This window comes from Eikenella sp. HMSC061C02 (assembly GCF_001809035.1).
Taxonomy (GTDB): Bacteria; Pseudomonadota; Gammaproteobacteria; order Burkholderiales; family Neisseriaceae; genus Eikenella; species Eikenella corrodens.
In genome coordinates this window covers 58,292-79,057 of the sequence record NZ_KV795542.1, presented here as the reverse complement: position 1 = coordinate 79,057, position 20,766 = coordinate 58,292, and the positions used below count along the sequence as shown (strand labels likewise).

At 56.7% G+C, this 20,766-nt stretch carries 21 protein-coding genes, 2 tRNA genes and 1 pseudogene; 22 read left to right on the top strand and 2 right to left on the bottom strand.

Going from position 1 to position 20,766, the window contains the following annotated elements:
* Nucleotides 1-3: 3 nt before the first annotated feature.
* Nucleotides 4-1,629 carry a dihydrolipoyllysine-residue acetyltransferase gene (gene aceF, locus HMPREF2541_RS05310; protein ID WP_070542127.1) on the top strand — a complete coding sequence of 542 codons (1,626 nt, stop codon included), beginning with the start codon at nucleotides 4-6 and terminating at the stop codon, nucleotides 1,627-1,629.
* 302 nt (nucleotides 1,630-1,931) lie between these two features.
* On the opposite strand, the gene dapE is transcribed toward aceF, so the two are convergent.
* Nucleotides 1,932-3,068, bottom strand: a complete 1,137-nt coding sequence (gene dapE, locus HMPREF2541_RS05305) for a succinyl-diaminopimelate desuccinylase (protein WP_070542124.1) — start codon at nucleotides 3,066-3,068, stop codon at nucleotides 1,932-1,934.
* A 267-nt stretch (nucleotides 3,069-3,335) separates the two neighbouring features.
* On the opposite strand from dapE, the gene HMPREF2541_RS05300 reads away from it, so the two are divergent.
* Nucleotides 3,336-3,412 (top strand) — tRNA-Arg (locus tag HMPREF2541_RS05300).
* A 10-nt stretch (nucleotides 3,413-3,422) separates the two neighbouring features.
* Nucleotides 3,423-3,497, top strand: a tRNA-Glu gene (locus HMPREF2541_RS05295).
* Between the two features lie 495 nt (nucleotides 3,498-3,992).
* On the opposite strand, the pseudogene HMPREF2541_RS12565 reads toward HMPREF2541_RS05295, so the two are convergent.
* Nucleotides 3,993-5,009: pseudogene (locus tag HMPREF2541_RS12565) on the bottom strand (recombinase family protein); the annotation flags it as partial.
* 92 nt (nucleotides 5,010-5,101) lie between these two features.
* Between HMPREF2541_RS12565 and HMPREF2541_RS05285 the strand changes: the two are divergent.
* From HMPREF2541_RS05285 to HMPREF2541_RS05205, 19 genes are all read left to right on the top strand, one after another.
* A complete protein-coding gene (locus HMPREF2541_RS05285) occupies nucleotides 5,102-6,052 on the top strand; it encodes an FmdB family zinc ribbon protein (RefSeq protein WP_070542119.1) in 951 nt (316 codons plus the stop codon).
* 151 nt (nucleotides 6,053-6,203) lie between these two features.
* On the top strand, nucleotides 6,204-6,347 hold the full coding sequence (locus HMPREF2541_RS12165) for a hypothetical protein (RefSeq protein ID WP_168161095.1): 144 nt from the start codon (nucleotides 6,204-6,206) through the stop codon (nucleotides 6,345-6,347).
* Nucleotides 6,344-7,990 (top strand): hypothetical protein, encoded by a 1,647-nt coding sequence (locus HMPREF2541_RS05280; RefSeq protein ID WP_070542116.1) that lies wholly within the window; start codon nucleotides 6,344-6,346, stop codon nucleotides 7,988-7,990. Before HMPREF2541_RS12165 ends, HMPREF2541_RS05280 begins: the two co-directional genes overlap by 4 nt.
* Nucleotides 7,987-8,181 carry a hypothetical protein gene (locus HMPREF2541_RS12160; RefSeq protein ID WP_064084029.1) on the top strand — a complete coding sequence of 65 codons (195 nt, stop codon included), beginning with the start codon at nucleotides 7,987-7,989 and terminating at the stop codon, nucleotides 8,179-8,181. The genes HMPREF2541_RS05280 and HMPREF2541_RS12160 overlap by 4 nt, the downstream gene beginning before the upstream one ends.
* Nucleotides 8,165-9,517: a hypothetical protein gene (locus tag HMPREF2541_RS05270; protein WP_064087712.1), complete on the top strand. Its 1,353-nt coding sequence runs from the start codon at nucleotides 8,165-8,167 to the stop codon at nucleotides 9,515-9,517. The genes HMPREF2541_RS12160 and HMPREF2541_RS05270 overlap by 17 nt, the downstream gene beginning before the upstream one ends.
* On the top strand, nucleotides 9,510-10,961 hold the full coding sequence (locus tag HMPREF2541_RS05265) for a hypothetical protein (RefSeq protein WP_064084031.1): 1,452 nt from the start codon (nucleotides 9,510-9,512) through the stop codon (nucleotides 10,959-10,961). Before HMPREF2541_RS05270 ends, HMPREF2541_RS05265 begins: the two co-directional genes overlap by 8 nt.
* Entirely contained in the window at nucleotides 10,958-11,182 is a 225-nt protein-coding gene (locus HMPREF2541_RS05260) for a hypothetical protein (RefSeq protein WP_064084032.1), read from the top strand. The genes HMPREF2541_RS05265 and HMPREF2541_RS05260 overlap by 4 nt, the downstream gene beginning before the upstream one ends.
* 130 nt (nucleotides 11,183-11,312) lie before the next feature.
* Nucleotides 11,313-13,877: a hypothetical protein gene (locus HMPREF2541_RS05255; RefSeq protein WP_141744205.1), complete on the top strand. Its 2,565-nt coding sequence runs from the start codon at nucleotides 11,313-11,315 to the stop codon at nucleotides 13,875-13,877.
* 44 nt (nucleotides 13,878-13,921) lie between these two features.
* Nucleotides 13,922-14,359 (top strand): hypothetical protein, encoded by a 438-nt coding sequence (locus tag HMPREF2541_RS05250; RefSeq protein WP_064084034.1) that lies wholly within the window; start codon nucleotides 13,922-13,924, stop codon nucleotides 14,357-14,359.
* Nucleotides 14,356-14,961, top strand: a complete 606-nt coding sequence (locus HMPREF2541_RS05245; protein ID WP_070542112.1) for a hypothetical protein — start codon at nucleotides 14,356-14,358, stop codon at nucleotides 14,959-14,961. Before HMPREF2541_RS05250 ends, HMPREF2541_RS05245 begins: the two co-directional genes overlap by 4 nt.
* The gene (locus HMPREF2541_RS05240; RefSeq protein ID WP_064084036.1) at nucleotides 14,961-15,443 is read left to right on the top strand and encodes an HK97-gp10 family putative phage morphogenesis protein; all 483 of its coding nucleotides are present in this window, start codon (nucleotides 14,961-14,963) and stop codon (nucleotides 15,441-15,443) included. The genes HMPREF2541_RS05245 and HMPREF2541_RS05240 overlap by 1 nt, the downstream gene beginning before the upstream one ends.
* Complete coding sequence (locus HMPREF2541_RS05235; protein ID WP_064084037.1) at nucleotides 15,440-16,069, top strand: hypothetical protein; 630 nt, start codon at nucleotides 15,440-15,442, stop codon at nucleotides 16,067-16,069. Before HMPREF2541_RS05240 ends, HMPREF2541_RS05235 begins: the two co-directional genes overlap by 4 nt.
* The gene (locus tag HMPREF2541_RS11575) at nucleotides 16,069-16,239 is read left to right on the top strand and encodes a DUF2635 domain-containing protein (protein ID WP_081253509.1); all 171 of its coding nucleotides are present in this window, start codon (nucleotides 16,069-16,071) and stop codon (nucleotides 16,237-16,239) included. The genes HMPREF2541_RS05235 and HMPREF2541_RS11575 overlap by 1 nt, the downstream gene beginning before the upstream one ends.
* 2 nt (nucleotides 16,240-16,241) lie before the next feature.
* The gene (locus HMPREF2541_RS05230; protein ID WP_064084038.1) at nucleotides 16,242-17,738 is read left to right on the top strand and encodes a phage tail sheath C-terminal domain-containing protein; all 1,497 of its coding nucleotides are present in this window, start codon (nucleotides 16,242-16,244) and stop codon (nucleotides 17,736-17,738) included.
* A 10-nt stretch (nucleotides 17,739-17,748) separates the two neighbouring features.
* A complete protein-coding gene (locus HMPREF2541_RS05225; protein ID WP_064084039.1) occupies nucleotides 17,749-18,102 on the top strand; it encodes a phage tail tube protein in 354 nt (117 codons plus the stop codon).
* Between the two features lie 101 nt (nucleotides 18,103-18,203).
* The gene (locus HMPREF2541_RS05220) at nucleotides 18,204-19,205 is read left to right on the top strand and encodes an SAP domain-containing protein (protein ID WP_141744204.1); all 1,002 of its coding nucleotides are present in this window, start codon (nucleotides 18,204-18,206) and stop codon (nucleotides 19,203-19,205) included.
* A 319-nt stretch (nucleotides 19,206-19,524) separates the two neighbouring features.
* Nucleotides 19,525-19,719 (top strand): hypothetical protein, encoded by a 195-nt coding sequence (locus HMPREF2541_RS05215; protein WP_064086213.1) that lies wholly within the window; start codon nucleotides 19,525-19,527, stop codon nucleotides 19,717-19,719.
* Nucleotides 19,719-20,435 carry a tyrosine-type recombinase/integrase gene (locus HMPREF2541_RS05210; RefSeq protein ID WP_070542107.1) on the top strand — a complete coding sequence of 239 codons (717 nt, stop codon included), beginning with the start codon at nucleotides 19,719-19,721 and terminating at the stop codon, nucleotides 20,433-20,435. The genes HMPREF2541_RS05215 and HMPREF2541_RS05210 overlap by 1 nt, the downstream gene beginning before the upstream one ends.
* Nucleotides 20,435-20,692 carry a hypothetical protein gene (locus HMPREF2541_RS05205; protein ID WP_070542104.1) on the top strand — a complete coding sequence of 86 codons (258 nt, stop codon included), beginning with the start codon at nucleotides 20,435-20,437 and terminating at the stop codon, nucleotides 20,690-20,692. The genes HMPREF2541_RS05210 and HMPREF2541_RS05205 overlap by 1 nt, the downstream gene beginning before the upstream one ends.
* Nucleotides 20,693-20,766 lie beyond the last annotated feature (74 nt).

Sequence of the window (20,766 nt, the reverse complement as noted above, 5' to 3'; positions counted from 1 at the left end):
CTCATGAGTATTGTAGAAATCAAAGTCCCCGATATCGGCGGACACGAAAATGTAGATATTATTGCCGTGGAAGTCAAAGCCGGCGACACCATCGCGCTGGACGACACCCTGATTACCCTGGAAACCGATAAAGCCACCATGGACGTACCGGCCGATGCCGCTGGCGTGGTGAAAGAAGTGAAGGTAAAAGTGGGCGACAAAGTGTCTGAAGGCGATGTGATTGTGCTGGTGGAAGCCGCCGGTGCTGGCGCCGCTGCCGCTCCGGCTGCGGCGCCCAAAGCCGAAGCCGCTCCCGCACCTGCTGCGCCCGCCGCTGCTCCGGCTGCTGCCGCCAATGTTCAGGTAGCCGTGCCCGATATCGGCGGCCACGCCGATGTGGATGTGATTGCCGTGGAAGTGAAAGTGGGCGATACCGTGGCGGTGGACGATACCCTGATCACTCTGGAAACCGACAAAGCCACCATGGACGTGCCCAGCACCGCTGCCGGCACCGTTACCGCCGTACACATCAAAGTGGGTGACAAAGTGTCTGAAGGCAGCATCATCATCGATGTGGCCGCCTCTGGTACACCTGCCGCTGTCGCGCCCGCTGCAGCCGAAGCGCCAAAAGCCGCACCCGCGCCTGCTGCCGCCCCGGCCCCCGCCCCCGCTGCACCTGCCGCTCCGGCCACTGCCGCCTATGGCAGCGCACCCGTGAACGAAGCCGGTTTCGCCAAAGCCCACGCCGGCCCCTCCGCCCGCAAACTGGCGCGCGAACTGGGTGTGGATTTGAGCCTGGTGAAAGGCAGCGGCAACAAAGGCCGCATCACCAAAGACGATATCAAAGCCTTCGTTAAAGCCGCCATGCAGGGCGGTGCAGGCAAGCCTGCAGCTGCCGGTGCTTCTTTGGGCGGCGGCTTGGATTTGCTGCCGTGGCCGAAAGTGGATTTCGCCAAATTCGGCGAAGTTGAAGTGAAAGAGCTCAGCCGCATCAAGAAGATTTCCGGTCAAAACCTGTCGCGCAACTGGGTAATGATTCCGCACGTTACCGTACACGACGAAGCCGACATGACCGAGCTGGAAAGCTTCCGCAAACAGCTCAACAAAGAGTGGGAGCGCGAAGGCGTGAAACTCTCGCCCCTGGCCTTCATCATCAAAGCCAGCGTGGCCGCGCTCAAAGCCTTCCCCGAGTTCAACTCCTCGCTCGACGGCGACAACCTGGTGTTGAAAAAATACTTCCACATCGGCTTTGCCGCCGACACCCCCAACGGCTTGGTGGTGCCTGTGATTAAAGATGTGGACAAAAAAGGCCTTAAAGAAATCAGTATCGAGCTGGGCGAATTGAGCAAAAAAGCCCGCGAAGGCAAGCTCAAACCGCAGGAAATGCAGGGCGCCTGCTTCACCATTTCCAGCTTGGGCGGCATCGGCGGCACTGGCTTCACCCCGATTGTGAATGCCCCCGAAGTAGCCATCTTGGGCGTGTGCAAATCACAGATGAAACCGGTATGGAACGGCTCCGATTTCGAAGCCCGCCTGATGTGCCCGCTCTCCCTGTCGTTCGACCACCGCGTGATCGACGGCGCAGCCGGCATGCGCTTCACCGTGTTCTTGGCCAACCTGCTCAAAGACTTCCGCCGCATTTCCCTGTAAGCGTTTGGGCATGATTAAAAGGCTACCTGAAAGTTTTCAGGTAGCCTTTTTGTTGTTATGTGGCGATGCTGGAGTATTGCTATTTTTAAGTTTCCAGCTTGAAGGAGGGTAGGGCTATTAAGGATCATGGTGATGCAGTTGTAATATCTGCAGGCATATTTGCTCCATTTGCTTTGAGCTATTGATATGGCTAGGCTAGCCGTTAGTAGGATGGCATGTATTAGCCAATAAATTCTCAGGTAGCCTATGGACAGTAGGCTACCTGAAATGTTGTGGCATTTGGGCTGCAATATCCAACAGGTTTAATCGAGTAGCAATCGGTGCAAGATATTTTCGTAAATGGCAGAAAGCCGGGGGATAGCGGCAAGCTCGATGTGCTCGTCGATTTGGTGGATGCTCTCATTCACTGGGCCGAGCTCGATAAGTTCGTTGGCAATGGCTTTAATAAAGCGGCCGTCCGATGTGCCGCCGCTGGTGGAGAGCACAGCTTGGATGCCGCACTCTTCAGCAATGGCAGCTTGGGCAGCTTGGGTGAGGCGGCCGGCTTCGGTAATGAAGGGTTGGCCGGAGAGCTGCCATTGGAGGCTGTAGTGCAGATGATGCTTATCTAATATGGCTTTTACCCGGCGTTGCAGGCTTTCAGCATCTGTTTCTGTGGAGAAACGGAAGTTGAATTGAACGAATAGCTCGCCGGGGATGACGTTGGTGGCGCCGGTGCCGGCGTGGATATTGGAAATTTGGAAGCCGGTGGGCGGGAAGTAGGCATTGCCGTTGTCCCAATGCTCAGCGGTGAGCTCGGCCAGGGCGGGGGCGGCAAGGTGAATAGGATTGGCGGCGAGGTGGGGGTAGGCGATGTGGCCTTGTTTGCCATGGATGGTGAGGTTACCTGAAAGCGAGCCGCGACGGCCATTTTTGATGGTATCGCCTAGGATGTGTTCCGCGGTAGGCTCGCCGACGATGCAGTAGTCGATATGCTCACCGCGTTGGCGTAGGGTTTCCACCACGCGCACGGTACCGTCTTTGCCGTCGCCTTCTTCGTCTGAAGTAATTAGCAGGGCGAGGCTACCTGAAAATTGTGGATGCTGTGCAATAAAGCGTTCGCAGGCAGTAATGAAACAGGCAATGCTGGTTTTCATGTCGGCTGTGCCGCGTCCGTAGAGTTTGCCGTTACGTTCAGTGGGCTGAAACGGCGGAGATGTCCATGTTTCGGCTGGGCCAGGCGGAACAACGTCGGTATGTCCGGCAAAACACACGAGAGGCGTACTGTTGCCGTGCCGTGCCCACAGGTTTTGTGTACGGCCGAAGGGCATGGGTTCGATAGCAAAGCCAATGGCGCGCAGGCGTTCGGCAATGATCTCTTGGCAGCCATGATCGTCCGGGGTAACGGAGGCTTGGGCGATAAGCTGTTTGGCTAGCTGGAGAGAGGCTGTTTCGGGCATATGGGGAGAATTTGGGATGGATAGTGATGAGGCTGGGTTATAGCGGGTTTGCCGGAATTTGCCAAGTTTCAGGTAGCCTGCAAACTGGGAAAGGCTACCTGAAAATGAAACCACACAATTTAAAGCTGTTGATAAAATAGCTTTCAGCGCATTTATTTTTACTGACGAATGAAATAGCTAGCCAATATTGTGCATAAATAGAGAATATTTTCGGCGAAATAGCTTGACTTAAAAATTAAGCCTAACTATAATTCGAAACTTCACAGCGCACCCGTAGCTCAGTTGGATAGAGTATCTGGCTACGAACCAGAGGGTCGGGCGTTCGAATCGCTCCGGGTGCGCCATAATTTATCCGCGCCCATCGTCTAGCGGTTAGGACATCGCCCTTTCACGGCGGTAACGGGGGTTCGATTCCCCCTGGGCGTGCCAACTTTCCGTACTATGAACCCCTATAGAATCATTGATAATTCGTTCCGGGTTGTAGTGTATAACCACTTCAGTGGGATTTATATCAATTTTCCTGATAAAGCTCTGCAATAAAATGCGGAGCTTTTTTTCATTTGCAGTATTCAGGAGGATAGTTTTCAGCGTGCGTAATGCGCTGTCGACATCAATCTCCGGGATTGCATCAACATCGGGCGCGCCAGCCAGCTTATCGAGTTCGATGAGCAGGGTTTGTTCCCGTTCATCATAACCGGCCACGCGCTCAAGCAGGGAGCGGCTGTCTGAACCGGACAGCCCTGATTCCACCAGTTCAAACAGGGTATTGCGCCGGCGTCGTAGTTCGGTGAGTTCTTGCTGCAGTAGCTTGTGCTGCTCGGCATTATTGGTACGTTTTTCGACGTATTTCCGATAAGCCTCACCAATAAAATCGCTGACCACTTCTTGGGTAAGTAGTTTGTCGACCACAATATTTAGCAGGTAGTCATCCAGCTTTTCGGCCGATATGCGGCGCGATATGCAATCGCAACCTTTCTTGAAGCCGCTGCAGTTGTAGTAATTGTAGCGACGTTTGGTTTTGCTGGTAGCGGTTTCAATGCTCATGGCTTTGCCGCAGTGACCGCACCGCAGCAAACCGGTGAATAGGAAACGGCTGGAAGGGCTGCCGGTTTGCTTATAATCTGGCCGGTAGCGTTTTTGTACGGCTTCGAAATCTTTTTCCGAAACCAACGGCTCGTGGGTTTGCCGAATAATCCACTCTTCCGGCGGGTTGGGTTTGTTGCCGCTGCGTTTGTTATACACGGTCTGACCGAGGTAGACACGGTTTTTCAGCATATGCGACAGGCTGGCGGCCTGCCATTCGGCCCCGCGCCGGGTATAGCCGCGCCCAGTAAAGCTGCGGGCGATGGCAATGGCACCCTCCCCCGCCGCAAAACGGCGGAAGGCTTCCTGCACCAATGTTTTTTCAGCATCGTTCGGCACCAGTTTACGGCGTTTGCCCTGACTGGTTATTTGATAGCCGAACGGTGCGCGTCCGCCGTTAAACCAGCCTTCTTCCGCGTTTTTCAACATGGCGCGGCGGGTGTCGCGACTGATTTGGCGCGACACCTGCTCATCCATAATCTCCATAATCGAATCGGTGAACCAGCCCTCGTCGGTGTCGCTATCGATATTCATCGATGCATATACCAGGCGGGTACCGCTTTCACGCAGCAGCAGTTTGTAACTGGCAGCATCCAACTTATTACGGGCGAAACGGGAGGTGGACCAGACGATAAAGTAGTCCACATCATTTACCGCACAATAATGAATCGCGCGTTGAAAAGCCTGCCTTTTCACGGCCGAAGTGCCGGTAATGCCCTCATCGCGGAATATCTGCAGCACGCTGGCACCGAGCTCTTTGGCTTTCTTTTTGCATTGATCTGTCTGGGCATCGATTGAAATACCCTCGTCGGCTTGGCGGGTGGTGCTGACCCGCACATAGATGATTGCTCGTTTCATGATTTCCCTTCCTGTGTAGGATGGATTTTACTGCCTATCCTGTGCCAAAAATACCCCTGTTTTGTTCTTGTCTTTGGTCGTTTAATGCCCGTATGACCGACCATTCTTCCCAATCCCTCGATACCGTTGTTTTCCGCTGCACCGCCTGCAAGCACACTTTTGAGTGTCCCCCGCAAACGGTGCAGGATGCGCCTGAATGCGAGTGGCACCCGTTTGCCTATCAGGCAGCCTGCCCGAAATGCGGGGAGACCTGCGCCCAGGCGGCCTGGCACCGCAACCTAATGAAGGGTTGGGCGAATGCCACTGGCCCGAAGACGCCGGAAGGCAAGGCGGCGGTGCGTAAGAATCTGGAAGGCCACCCGACGCCGGAGGAAACGCGAAGGACCCGCTTCAATGCGCTCAAGCATGGCATGAATGCCCGCACCGCCACCTATTTCCCAGCTAAGCCGGACGGCTACCCGGCCTGCCGCACCTGTACGGTGGATCGCGAATACTGCCGCAGCCAGCCGGCCTGCGTAAAGCAGACGCAGCTGTTTATGCTGCACCACGCCGCGTTCGAGCAGCGCGACCCACGGTATTTGACCGAGATTTATGCCGATATGCAGGCGGCCATTACCGCTATCGTCCAGCAGATACTGCAGACGATTGTGGCGGACGGCGTGGTTTTGCGCGCACCGGCATGGAAGGTGGATCAGGAAGGCAATGTAGTGATCGGCGAATACCTCGACCGGGCCAGCGGCGAGATGAAGGTGATTTACGAAGTCCACTCCCATCCGCTGATTCGCAGCCTGCAGGATTTCTTGAGCAAAAACGGTCTGTCGCTGGCCGATATGGGTATGACGCCGAAAGTCATCGAGCAGGAAGAGCAGGCATTAGGCCACCTGAAACAGGATGCCGCCACCCAGCAGTCGCTTTTGGAATACTCCGAGCGCAGTGCCAAAGCGCTGGAAAATTTATCGGTACTGGCACAACGCGCTAACGAACGCAAACAGCAAGACCCGGTATTGATTGAATACCGGCAGCAGAACGGGGATAAATCATGAAAGAGTTTGCAATCAGCGCCCTGTTTCTGGGTAGCAAGGTGGCAATCGTGTATGTAGCCTATCTGTCGGCGAAAGAACGGGTACCGCATTGCGGTTGGTTGGTATTCGCCGCGGTATTTTATGTATGTTTTTTCGGGTTAAAGGTGGATTGATGCTGCCGTCGGAATACTGTGCCGACTGCGGCACCAAATTGGACGGGTACGAGCAGTTGCAATATTTGGACGTGTGCCGCGACTGCTATGAGGAATGGGCGGCGTATTTGGCACAGTTGGCTCCACAGACGGAGGCTGCATGACGACCGCCGCCCAACGCATCCAAATACAGCATAGTGCCGAGCAGGAAATCATGCGCTATGCCCGACCTGATCCGGTTACCGGCATCAGGCCGCATGCCCTGTGGCACAAGCATGTGCACAACGTCGATCTCGACCCGATGCAGGTGTTGAAGATGCAGGAGATGGACGACCACCGCAATACGGTGGATTTTTCCTGCCGCCGCACCGGTAAAACTGCGGTGAAAGAAATGTACTGCCTGGAATATTTGGCTACTACCCCTTTCCAAGAAGAAGGGATTGTGGCGCCCCGCTTACAGCAGAGCCAAACCAACCTGATGTATCACATCGATGCCATCCGCCGCAGCCCGATTTTGAGCGGTTGGATCGGCTATAAATCCGGGCGGCGACAGATTGCCGACACGCGTTACCAGTTCCACAACGGCAGCAAGGCCGTCTGCTACGGCATCATGAGCCAAATTGACGGTGACGGCCTAAGTATCGGTTCGCTGGAAGAAATCGACGACATGCCGGCCGACCGGCTATTTTCCCGCTTCCTGCCGATGCTGGGTTCGGCTCGGCGCCTTGGGGTGGACAGTTCGGTGAGTTTCGACCCGCAGATCCGTATCACCGGCGTGTATAAAGGGGCGGACGTGCTGACCCAGTTGATTGATACCGGCGGCTACCATGTATTGCCGCCGGTAGACGTGTATCTCGGTATCGAACTGGGGATTCTGAATCAGGCGTTTGTGGATGAGATGAAGGAACAGTTACCGGATTCAGAGTGGATACGGCAGTTCTTGTGCATCAACGCTTCGGCGCAGAACCATATTTGGGAAAAATACATCCGCCGGGCGATGGCGGTGGGCTTGTCGGCTGGTTTGCAGGCAGCCTGCCCTCTGCCCGGCGGCCGCTACCGCAAAAAAGGTTTACTCAGTTTCGGTTATGACCATTCCGGCCACGGCGAGAGCGCACATGCTTCCAAGTCTGCCTTGGTGGTGTGCGAGCAGGTGGGGAATTTCGCTACCTTCCCGTTTGTGAAAACGTGGCCGGCGGGTACCGATGATGCGGTGGTGCAGCGTGACCTGTTCGGCTTTTGGGAGTATTTCCGCCCGGATTACGCGATGGGCGATGCCTATGGCTTGGGTATGCTGACCAACCTGAACGATATGCTGTTTGCTCGCGGTCTGACCGATATCGACCGACGCAGTATCGGTGATGGGCAATCGACTGCTTCGACTTGGATGCACTGGCCATTCGCCCCGATCCGTTTCGAGGGTATGACCAAGCACAATATGGCCAGCTTACTGCGCACCGCCTTTCACAACGGGCAGGCCGCCATCCCGTATGTGGACGACGGTAGTGACGCACTACGGACAAAAAATGCGGCAAATACCAGTTGGGGGCCGAGCCGATTGGATGAAATCGGTGCCGACAGCAGCGATTTTGCACTGTTTATCAGACAACTGGGTAATGTGAAATCGGCGCCGGCGAAAAACGCTGCCTACAACACCTACAAGATGGCGAACCCGAAAATCGGCGACGACTTGTTTGATGCGGCCTGTGCGGCGGTATATGCAATGATTACCGCCGGTATTGAGAATTACCAGCCGGGCGTGGTGCTGACGCGGCGCATCAGCCAAGAGCAACTACTGGGGCAATTATGAAACTGAACCGACCACCACCCCGCCCTCTTTCCGAGCAGGAAAAAATCGAAGTGGCCCGTAAGCGGGCGGAATGGATTGCCGCCTTCGGAGAGGACGACGACATGATTCGCCGGTTATATGAGGCGGGACTGATCGAAGGTTGGCGGTCAATCGTTAAAGTGGAGCGAATCGAAAATGGGGATCATCAATAGGCTGCTGCGCCGTTTCGGGCGTAGCCAATCCGATGCCATGCTGACCGGTGAGGAAGCGCACGGCATAACCAGCGAAATCGGGATGCGTCCAACGCCGGAGCGGCAGCAGCGGTTGGAATACAGCTGGGAAACTATTGACTACGACTACCGCGCGGTGGTGCTGGATATCCGGCGTATGGATCGCGAAGACGGGCGGGTAAAACGCATCCATAACCGGGTGGCGCGCGACGTGACCCGTGGCGGATTGGTGCTGCTGCAGGCCGACCCGAGCGCGCGGGTACAGCAGGCATGGCGCGAATTCGTACGCCGTCTGCAACTGAACAATGCGCAGAAACTAAAATCGGATGCGCGCGGGCTGGTAATGGAAGGTAACCTGCCGATGCAGTGGGTGCTGGATAATAAAGGGCAGGTGGTAGCGGCGGTGCGTATGCCGGCGGAAACCATCCGTCCAATAGTGGGCAACGACGGCCGCTTCAAGGATGTGTCGGCAGCTTATGCGCAATACGATTTCCAACGTGGTCAAGACATAGCAGTGTTCGGGCTGTGGCAGCTGACACTGGCGCGGCAAGACCCAGATAACTTTGATGACCTCTCTTCTCTCGGTCGGCCGTTTTTGGATGCCAGCCGCGAGATTTGGCGCAAACTGCGGCTGACGGACACCGACTTAGTAATCCGCCGCCACCACCGCAGCCCGATGCGCCTGTCGCATGTATTGGAAGGGGCGAGCGCGGAGGATTTGGAAGAATACCGCCAGCATACCGAGGCGAACAAAGACCAGATCACCACCGACTTCTACAGCAACAAAAAGGGCGGGGTGCAGGCGGTACAAGGCGACGCCACAATGGGTGAAATCGCCGATGTGGTGTATTTGCTGGACAGCTTTTTTTCAGGCAGCCCCTTGCCGAAAGGGCTGGCTGGCTATACCGACGGGCTGGCGCGCGACATCTTGGAAGACTTGAAGCGCGACTACTACGACGAAGTGGATCAGATACAGGACGTGCTGGCGATGGTGTACCAGCAGGGCTTCCGGCTGCACTTGCTGCTGCAGGGCATCCCGGCCGATGCGGAAAATTTCAGGGTGTCATTTGCAGAACGGCGCACCGAAACACTGAACCAGACCACCGACCGGGCACTGAAACTGAAAGCACTGCAGTTGCCGCAGTCGATGATTTGGGAGGAGCTGGGCTACAACCCGGCCGATGTGGAACAGCGGCGTGAGAACGATGAAAAGAACTACGACCCTTATCCAGAGGATGCGCATGTGCCGAGCGTGAAGGTAACGCCTGGCAACGCACCGAAGGGAGAGAGTATGACGAGCGTGGGTAATCATGGATGATATTCCGCGCGCACCGCATTCGCGTCCTGATTTAGCCGAAACCTGGACACTGGTGGCGGCGATGGAGCAGTCCAGCCGGGCAGCCTACCGCGCCGCCGGCAAACGCATCCGGCAGCAGGTGGCCGATTACGAGCATATTGGCATTGCCGAATTGGCAGAAATCCACCGCCTGCTGGATAGCGAGCTGAAGCAGCTGGAACAGGTACAGAATAGACTGCTGCACGATGGCATGCTGGCCGCAGCGGCGGCAGCAGCATTGGGCTGGCGCGGCCGCCGGCGTGAGCCGGAAGCAGAACGGCTACTGGTGCGGCACCTGCTGGATACGCCGCAGAAGGACGGTCTGAACTTGTCGGCGCGACTGTGGCGTATCCATGCCGGTGCCGCACGCGACCTGAAAAGTGTTGTGGATGTGGCAGTGCAGCGCGGCTGGGATGCCGAACACGCCCTGCAGCGCACCCTGAATATCACACCGGAATTGAAGCAGGCGCTGGATGAGGCCGGAGCGGGCGCAGTAGCTAGGCGCCTAGAAGCTGGATTGCTGGCCAATCCGGGCAATGCGGCCATGAAATTCCGTCGCGTGCTGCGCACCGAAATCAACCGCGCGCACGGCGAGCGCTACAAGCAGCTGGCGCGGGCGGACGAGAATGTGGTTGGGCTGCGATTCATGCTTTCACCGCGCCATCCGCGGGTGGATATTTGCGACGAGCATGCGGCAGCAGATTTATACGGGCTGGGTCAGGGCGTGTATCCGGTTGACGAGTGCCCGTGGCCGGCACATCCGAATACCTTCAGTTACACCGAAGCGGTGTATCGGGACGAAATCGGCAGCCTGAACCCTACAGTGGAAAAAGTACAAACCGAGATCGCTGCGGAAGCAGATGGGTTGTTGGAACGGGCCGCCGCCATTGAGCCGGTGATAACGGGCGACTTACAACGGATGGCTGCCGCCGTGCAAGCACGTATGGCTGGGTTGGATTACCGTTTCAAAGGCCGCGAATCCCTAATTCGCAAGATTGAAAGCAAAACATGGAGGCGTGATGTAACACCGGCCCGTGCTGCTGCTAATATCACAGATGTGTTGAGATATACGGTGTTGCTGGACGGGGAGAGTTTTGTCAGCCAGTATTGGCAGCTGCAGGAGCAACTGGCAGCCAGCGGTTACCAAACCAACAAGGTGTCGAATACTTGGCGTAAAAATGCAGTGTATAAAGGCATCAATACGACCATCATCAAAAATGGACAGGTATTCGAGCTGCAATTCCATACCGAGCAGAGCTTCAATTTGAAAAATAACGAGTTGCACAAACTCTACGAAGAGGCGCGGGAAATCTCCACCAGTACGGAAAGACGTGCCGAATTGCAGCGTCAGATGGTAGAATTAAGCAGGCAAATCCCGACCCCGCCCGGCATCAGTACGATTCAAACGAAAGCAGGGATACGATGAAACATCAATATTGGAAAGTAGACGGCAACCCAGACATCATTATTCGTGGTGATGAAGATGAAGACGGCAATGTTTACGAATGCGCCTTCTTCAATCGGCATACCCGGCAGTGGGACTACAGCGAATCCGGTTACTGGTGGGACGAGTGCTATATACAAGCCAATCTTGACGTACACAACCTGAGTGAGCAGGAAGCCTTAGCCCTGGTAGGTACAGTTTAAAATCTCCTAATTCCGGTTATTCCGGCATCTTCTTTTGGCGCCCTTTTGGGCGCTTTTCTTTTGCCAAAAATACCCCTGTTTTGTCATGCGCAAACCGCCTAATCTGCCATTATTGTCAGAGGGAGTTTCAATGAAACCGCGAATTTACCGCTTATCCGAAGAGAAACCGAGATGCCGTCGTGTGTTGTCGGCAGCAGCCACACCGCCGCTGTCTGGCAAGCAGACCTCATGGGTGACGATTACCCGCACCGGCTCGTTCACCGACCCGCGCTACGGGCCGTTTGAAATTACTTCACCGATGCTGTTGAGCATGGTGAAGAACTTCGATGAGCAGGTGGTGGGGCAGGAGATTTACATCGATGTGAATCATAAACCGGGCGACGGTGCTGCCGCCAAAATCCTAAAGTTGAGGGTGGAGGGTACCCGCCTGCGGGCATTGGCCGAATGGACTGATTACGGTCTGAAGGCAGTGCGGGAGCGCGGTTTCACCTATCTTTCCGCCGAATTTGCGGATAACTGGCAAGACAACGAGGGCGGTGCGTTTCACGGCCCGACTTTACTGGGTGCTGGATTGACGGTACGGCCCGTCATTAAGCGCCTAGATCCGATCACGCTGTCGTGCGAATCCGGCGGCGATACCCTGATTCTGGCCGAGCTGGCCGACGATTTGATGAAAAAAGCGAGAGCGAACATGGATAAATTGAAAGAATTTTTGAAAAAACTGGCCGAATCCGGCTATTCCGCCAAAGTGCAGGCACAAGTGAAAAAACTGGCTGAAGCGGCGGTGGACGAAAACACCGGCGAAGAAAAGGCCGCTGCAGTGATTGCCGAACTGGAAGGCATGGCGAAAACCCTGGCTGCCGCCGAAGACGAGGGAAAGAAAGCAGCCGCCCCGGCCGCGGCTGCCACTCCCGCCGCTCCGACTGCTGCTCCGGCACAGGCCGCCGCTCCGGCGAAAACCTTGAGTGAAGACGAACTGGAGGCGCTGGTGGCGAAAAAGCTGGCGGAAGCTGAGCAGGCTAAAGCGCAGCAGGCACAGGCACGCGAAGCCAACGAAAAACTGCTGGCGGAAGAAATCGGCAAGGCCGAAGGCTTGTCTGACGAGCTGAAAAAAGAATTGGCCGAAGGCGCCAAAGCGCTGCTGTCCGACCATGCCACCGAAGCACAGGTGAAACAGTTGGCGCAGCACCAAATCAATATGGGCAACCGCATGGCCGCCGCTTCTTCGCTGGCGGCGATGGGTTACAGTGTGGCCGGTTCGCCGCACATTACTGTGCCGGACGAAGGGGCAAAACAGTTGAGCCAGATTTATCAGGACAAGCTGAAGCAGTCCACGCTTTCAGGCAGCCTGAATTTTACCGACCAAGACAGCCCGTTTGCCAAGAAGGTGCTGTCCGAGTTCGACCGCATCTTTGCCCGCGAACTGCACGCCGAGCGCAAGCTGCTGTCCGGCGGCGAAATGGATATGAACCGCAGCCAACTGCCCTACGGTGTGCAGCGCGAAGTGATCCGCCAGGCGCTGCATGACCTGAACGTGCTGCAGCTGGTGCAGACGCTGACCGACTTCAGCGCCAATCAGACCACTCAGATTCCTTATGAAGAGCGCGATTTAGCGCCGGTGTACAACGACGGCATGGTGTTTGAAGGCCAGCCGATTCCGTTTGCCGGTGTGAGCCAGAAAATGGATTTGGCCTACATCAACCAGATGAAACTGGCGCTGTCGGTAACCAACGAGGTGGTGCATTTCACCCGCGCATCCGTTATCAACTGGGACGCATTGGGGCGCAACATCGAAACCAACGCCCGCATCCTGCGCGAGCTGGTGGCGCGCCGCCTGATCAACGAAATCCAGCGCGCCAGCGACAGCTACGCCGCGGTTGCGATTACCGACGAGGCGGTTACCCCGAACGCCACCAGCGGCATTTTCAAAACCGCGAAATTCCCGGTGGTGCGCCCGCATCAGAACCTGACTCTGCAGGGCGCAGCCGTGGGCGAGGCGGAAAACCCGATCACCATCAAGATTGGCGCCACCGTGGTTAAAGCCTACGACGGCACCAATGCCCAGCCGGCCGGCGACTACTTCCGCATCGTGGATTTGAACCAGGGTATTTTCCAGCTGGTGAACCAACTGGGTGCACCTAAGGCAGGCGCTACCGGCGTGAAAATCTCCTACAGCCAAGCCACCAACATCGTGCTGTTCAACTTGGATGTGGCCAGTGGTAACACACTGGAGAAACACCTGAACGGCCTGCTGCGCGAAGTGGGTGCGGCCAAGGCAAGCATGAGCGGCCAGCGTTACGAGCACGTGGACTACCTGCTGATGAGCCCGGTGTTGAACGACACCATCAGCAATGCCGAGCAGTTTGTAGTGAGTCTGAAACGCAACGGCTCTGATACCACCGGCGGCGGCGACCTGATGAAAATTAAGGACATCCCCGCCTACTCGACCAATGCGCCGCATACCGATATGGGCGACGGCCGCATCATCATGGGCGTGCGCGGTAATACCAGCTACACGGTAGCCAAGCCGTTCAGCACCGGCGATCTGTTCGAGATCACCAATGCGCAAGGCCAGCCGCTGGGCAAGAAAGTGGCCTATGGCGAAGAGTACAACGCCATCCACACGCCGAAGCCGGTACGCCACCGCAGCATTTCGGTGGTGGTATACAGCAAAACCAGCCGCGACGCGATTTAAAACCCAAGGCCCGCCCCATACCGGGGCGGGTATAAGGATGAAGCATGAAACAACTTCCCTATTACAACGACCAGCCGCACGCTGTTTTTGTGGGTGCGGTAATGATCCCGCCGGGGCATACCCGCCTGGTGGACGCAGCCTTACTGCCCCAACCGGAAGCCGACCCCGCCCCACCCTCGCAGCCTGCCGACCCTTTGGTGGAACTGTTGAAAGGCAATGTGGCGCAGGTGGTGGATGCTATACCCGGCTTAAGCATCGAGGATCTGACCCGTCTCGGCGATTTGGAACAAACCGGTGGCCAGCGCAAAGGCGTGTTGGGCGCGATTGCGGCACGCCTGCTGGATGAATCGAGCCAGCAGCAGGACGGTGGTTTGCAGCAGCCCAACCAGCCGCCGGGCGTTGAAGAGACGCCTAAGCAGGATGCTGAAAAAGATAGTGAGCATCCCGAACAAGATACCGAACAAGAACAGGTTGCCGAATGACTACACTCACCGCCGCCGCGGAACGGCTGACCAGCTCCATGCTGGACAGCAAGCGTATGTTTAAGGACGAGGATTATCCACGCCTGCTGCGTACCGCGCTGGCCGCATTGAATGCGGTGCGGCCGTTGCACAAGGTGGAGGTGTTGGAGTTGGCGGCGTGGCAGGCGTTGTATCCCTGTCCTGAAGACCTGAACTCGGTGTTTGCCTGCTGGTGGGGGCGCAGTTACAAGGCCCGCGCTGCAATCTGGGCGGACGACTACCCGGGGAGGCTGCCGGAATGGCGGGTACTACCCGGCGCCCAAGGACGGTTGCTGCAGGCACAACCGGCACCGAGTGCCCGGCAAATTCAGATATTAGGCAACCGCTGCGAACTGGAATATTGTGCCGACCATGTATTAACCGATACCGGCTGCACACTGGATTCGGAACTGCTGGATTTGCTGCATCTGCGCGCGCAAGCCGAAGCCATGCGCGATCTGGCCATGCGTAATGCCACTACTTCCTACCAGCTGCGCGAAGGTATCGGCAGTGTGCCGAAGAATGGCACGCCGGCCTACCTGTATCAGGAACTGTTGGCGGAATTCGAACGGCGGGTGCTGTAATGAGGATGCATTACCGCATTAACGACGCCCATGTGCTGGCCGCACTGCAGCAAGCGCCGGCAGTGATGGAGCGCCACCTGCAACGCGGGTTGGATGCAGCCGGACTGCAGATGGTGCAGACGGCCAGGCAGAAGCTTCGGCAAAACGACAGCCTCGCACTTTCCACGCTGATTCAGGCAATCACGGTTGAGAAGACCGGCACGCTGGAGCGGGAAGTGCTGCCCGGCACCGATTACGCTATCTATCTGGAGAAAGGCACCCGCGCCGGTTACCGCCCGGCTCCTGCGCCGCTGCTGGCTTGGCTAAGAACCCGTCGGGCGGCGGAGCCGGAGCGGGCGGTTTTCAGACTGCAAAAGCATATCCAACGGCACGGCACCAAGGCCCATCCGTTTTGGCAGCCGGCTTTTGAGGATGCGGCGCCGCGGATGGTGCAAATTATCCGTGATGAAGTGCGGCGCGGTGTGCGGGAGGTGTTGGGATGAATATTTTCCAGGCCGAAATCGACCGCCTGAAAAGCGGGATTGCCGAAGCGCTGCCGGGCGTAATCGTGCGCGGCTCGCTGATTGACCACGAATCATTGCGCCGCGACGAGCTGCAAAACGGGGTGATCACGGTGCTGTTGGAGCGGATTGAGAACGATGGCGACTGGCGCAGCAAGCTGCGGCTGCTGATTACCGGCCAGCTGGAAGTGCCGGGACGTCCGGGCGATGTGGAAGAGCAGGCGGCACTGGGTGCGGTAATCGAGAAAGCAGAAATCGCCTTGTATGCCCGGCTACGTGCTTATCTACGTAACACCGGCGGGCTGCCGCATATCGAGGCGCGCGAGGTGCAGTTTTCGGCGCAGAGCAAACCGCCGTTCGGTTGGTTTCTGTTGCGGGCGGATTACGGACCGTTGAACGAAGCTTGCCTGGATTGGGATTTCGGCGGCGGCGCTGTGCCGGAAGCGATGTATCCGCCGCAGGTTGAGCAGGCTATCAGCACGCTCTCCGGTGTGGATGTGAAAATTGATATTGAGCCGCACGAGAGCGCGGTCGAGCATCATAAGTGGGTGGATGGTGACGAATCAACCAGCCAGCCAGATGTAAAAACAAATGTGGAGCTGAAGTGATGGAACAGAAATATTTAAAACCGAAAGACGGGCTGTTGGTTCGGCTGGAAGACGGTATGGGCTATGTGGACGCGGAAGGCCAATTGTTGCCTCTAACGGCCTATTACCGCCGCCGTCTGGCCGACGGGGATTTGATTGAGGTAACTGAAGCGAAAGCGAAAGGCAAATAAAAATGGCTGATAATATTGTATTTGATACGATTCCATCCGATACCCCGCTTGGCGGGATCTTCTTGGAAATCGATCCCTCCCGCGCATTGGAAGGGCCCGTGGCCGTAGAGCGCAAGGTGCTATTGATGGGGCAAAAACTAGATAGCGGCACCACCCCGCTGCTCACGCCACGCCGCATCACCAGCGCACAGGACGCGGAGGTACAGTTCGGACGCGGTTCAATGCTGCACCGCATGGCGCTGGGTATGCAGGCTGTGTTTGATGAAGTTGGCTTTTTAGATGTGTCCGCCATTGCGCTCGAAGATACCGGCGTGGCCGCCAGCGCCACCATTACCGTGGCCGGCCAGGCGATTGAAAGCCGGGTATTGAACCTGTATATCGCCGGCGAGCAGGTGCAGGTGGTGGTGGCCAGTGGCGAGGATGCCGCCGCCATCGCAAAGAAAATCAATACAGTGCTGGCCGCCCGTACCGACCTACCCGTCAGCAGCGCGGTGGAAGACAAAGTGGTTACGCTGACGGCGCGCAATAAAGGCGAAACCGGCAACGGCATGGAAGTGGCATGGCAGTATTTCGACGACGACCGCCTGCCGCGCGGCATCACCGTCACTATTTCCGGTGGCAGCAACGGCGTGGGGGCGTTGGCCGGCGGCAGCGGCGCGCCGGATGTGGCCGCCGCGCTGGCGGCGGTGGACGAGCAATGGTTCTACACCATCATCAGCCCTTATACCGACCAGAACAACCTTGCCAAAATTGAAGCCGACATGAACGGGCGCTGGGGCGGTATGAACATGAAGACTGGCCATGTGTTCAACGCGTTAAACGGCACCCATGCCGAGCTGACTACCTTCGGCAACAAGCGCAACAGTGCGCACGGCAGCGGCTGGGGCTTGAAAGGCTGCCCCACTTGGGCGCCGGTACGCGCCACCTGCTTCGGGCTGACCTGCCAATACTACGGCAACCAAGACCCGGCCCTACCGCTGAAGGCGGTGAAGGTGCCCGGGGTGCGCGCACCGCGCCTGCAAGACCGTTTCAATTATGGCGAGCGCACCTTGCTGGTGCGAGACGGCATTTCCACCACCACGGTAAACGCGGCCGGCGAAGTGTATTTAGAGCGGGTGGTTACCTACTACCAGCAGAATGCGCTGGGCTTGGACGATACCAGCCTGAGCAGCTTGGAAGCGAAGTGGACGGTGGATTACTACCGTTATCAGGTGCGCGCCCGCATCGCCCTGCGATTCCCGCGCCACAAGTTGGTGAACGACGGCACCAATATCGGGCCGGGGCAGAAATTTGTAACCCCGCAGATGATCAGCGACGAAATCACCGCGCTGGAGCGTGATTTGGAAGAAATGGGCATCGTGGAAGATGTGGATACCAGCAAGAAAAACCGACTGGTATTGCGCAGCAAAACCGACCCGGACCGTGTGAACGCAGTGCTGCCGCCGAATTTGGTGAACCAGTTCCGCACCTTCGCTGCGGTTGTGCAATATCGTTTATAAGGAATAAGTTATGAGTAATGTAACCGGATTATGCTATGTGCGCGTGAACGGCCAGCGCCTACAATCGAAAGAAGGCGCTACCCTGAAACCGGGCGGCCCGGTGGCCGAGATGGTGACTGCGGTCACCGGGGTAGTGGGCGCGGCCACAAAAGAATTGCAGGCTGCCGAGATTAAAGCCAAAATCGTACACACCGGCGATTTGGACATCACCGCCGTGCAGCGTTGGCGCAATTTTACCGCCACCTTCGAAACCGACAGCGGCCAGCGTTACCTGATCCGAAATGCCTCGGTGGTGGATGCGGTGGAGCTTTCCGGCCACGAAGTGGACGTAACCATCGGCGGGCAGGAAGCCGAGCGCGTATAGATTTCCCTCCTGTGTGTGTTGTGTGTGAAGCAAGCAGCCGCCCCGCGTGGGCGGCTTTATTGTGCGCGGGTATAATGACTTCGCTTTTCACACGAGGGGGGATGATGGCTAAGAAACAGGATGGCTGCTTCATTACTGCGGCATTGATTGCGATAGGAATAATGACGGTTTGGGAGGCGTTTGGTTGGTGGATTTTGGTTATCCTATTGCTGTGCGCCGCCTGTTGGTGGTTTTTTAACCGAAAATCGCCAGTTGTTCAGTCGAAACAAGACTCTTCTATTCAACAGGAAAATGAACCGACGATAACTATCGGAGTCTATACCCGGTCAATAGGTCCAGATTATTCCAAGCCATATCAGCGACCAGATCATGATGGTGAGCGGATGTTCGCTGAGTTAAGGGATTTTGTCGGCGTGGGGGATTATGATGCGGTTCGGCTCGCATTAAGGAAAATCGCATGGGGTACGCACCGCTATTCCACACCGATGTTTAAGGCGCAGTTGGCGGATTTCATCGCCGAATTTGCCAAAATAGACCCGTTGTTTAACGGGATGTGGTCTGCATATAAACGGCTTATTTCCGATAATCCTGGAATGATACAAAGCAAGGTTTATCAGGTGTTCCCTAATGTATCGGTTGATGACCAACGTTATGTGCTATATTTCGCAGAACATTTAAACGTATTGAAACGGAAGAAAAAAGGGAATAGTTATACGCTTTTCCTTCCAACGCAGTTGATTGATACGGATGAAGTAAAGGTGATGGATGATTTGTCGGCAATAGAACGGCAAATGTTACTTGAGCTTTCAGAAAGGAAATATATAAGGCTTCCTCTGCATGAATATTGGTCTCGGCATTTGGAGAACCCGGAAAAAACATTAGGGAAGTTGGTTTCCCTCGGATATTTTAAACGGGCAGATGATAGCGAAGTTCTCGATGCTTTTTATAAAAAGGCAGAGCTGGCTATGATCCTGAAAGAAGCAAAGCTGCCTGTAAGCGGTACAAAAGAAGTCGTCATTAACCGTATTTTGGAACAGCTGCCGAATGTGGCGGAGGAGTTAGTGATGGGTAAAGATTTATTCAAACCAACCCGTACCGATTAAATCACCAAGCATCTCAGGCTACCTGAAAAACCGCTTGACCTTTCAGGTAGCCTGAACTAAGATTGCGCCGTGGCTTCAATCAGCCACACGGGTTTGACAGCCCGGATTTCACAGGCAGACCAGCCGCTGCCGAACGCCTTTGAGCGTCAAGCGGCGTTTTTACGTCTGCAATCCCAGTTGTTCCTTTTCTACGGGGCGTATTGGGTGGGAGGCTTCGGCCTGCCGGTTTCTGTGATCCGGTCTGTCAACCCATCCTTTGCGCCCCGCCTCACGTTTGACAGCGTGTCGGGGCATCACCCTCACAGAAAAGGACAATATCATGCCTTCCATCCGTTCGGCCTTCCGCCGCCCGCTGGTTGCCCAGCATATCCGCACTTTCCCCAACCTAAGCCAAGCCGCCGCCTTCATTGACCGCCTGACGGCATCACGTACCGACAGCTACCGTTTCAATATCCAGCAGACCGCCGCCGACCGATGGGCGGTATGCCGCGTGATTTCGGGAGGGGTGCAATAATGACTGCCGCCCCCTTCTTCTCCGCCGCCGACAGCTGCGGCATGGACCGCTATTTCACCCGCGCGCAGCAGGACACCCTGTTGCGCGGCCTCGCTGCCTTCGCCGCCAAGGAAGACCGACGCGATTACGCCTGGATCCGCTTCCTGCTCTATTCCGGGCTGCGCATCGGCGAATTCACCAAGATCACCTGCGGTCAGGCTTGGGCGGCTCTGGACACCCGCCACCTCTATATCCCTGCCGAACACCGCAAGGGGGGACGGCGCGACCACAAGGTGCTGCTGCACGACAAACTGCGGCAGGCACTGGAAGACCTACTCGAACTGCAGCTTGAGTTCGGCGGCAGCCAGTCCGACGGCGAGCCGCTGGTATTGGGGCGCGGCAGCCGGGCCATCACGCCGCGTGCACTGCAGCTGCGCTTTGCGCAATGGATGGTGGTGTTCGGCCTGCCGCAGGAGGCCACACCGCACTGGCTGCGCCACACCTGCGCCATGCGTGTACTGCGCGCCAGCCGGGCGGAAGACAAGCTGGGCACGGTGCAGCGGGCATTGGGGCATACCAGCCCGGCCAGCACACGCATTTACGCCCACGCCACCAAGGAGGAATTGGAGCAGGCGCTGACCGATGCCTTCGCCGACCCGGCACCGGCCAAACCGCCGCGCCGTACGCTTTCCAACCTGAGAAAAATGTATTACAGCAGCAGACAGGAGGTGTACTGATGGAACTGAAAACCCCGCTCACCGATACGCCGGTTCAGGTAGCCTGCTGCCCCAGCCTGAATGATGTGGCAGATGAGATTTTCGGCTGCCGCGCGGCCTTCGACGGTATGGTAACGCTATTATCCTGCTCCAATTCGGACAAGGTGGATATCGAACTGCTGATTCAATGGCTGAAAACCTTCGGCCTGCGCCTGAACCTGTGCGAGAAAATGATTCAGCGGGTAACGGACGACTACTACGACCATACCTGCTGCTGATCCATCCGCCCCGCGCCCTGCGGGGCGTTTTCTTTTGCCCAAAATGCCCCTGTTTTGTCATGGCAGGCTACCTG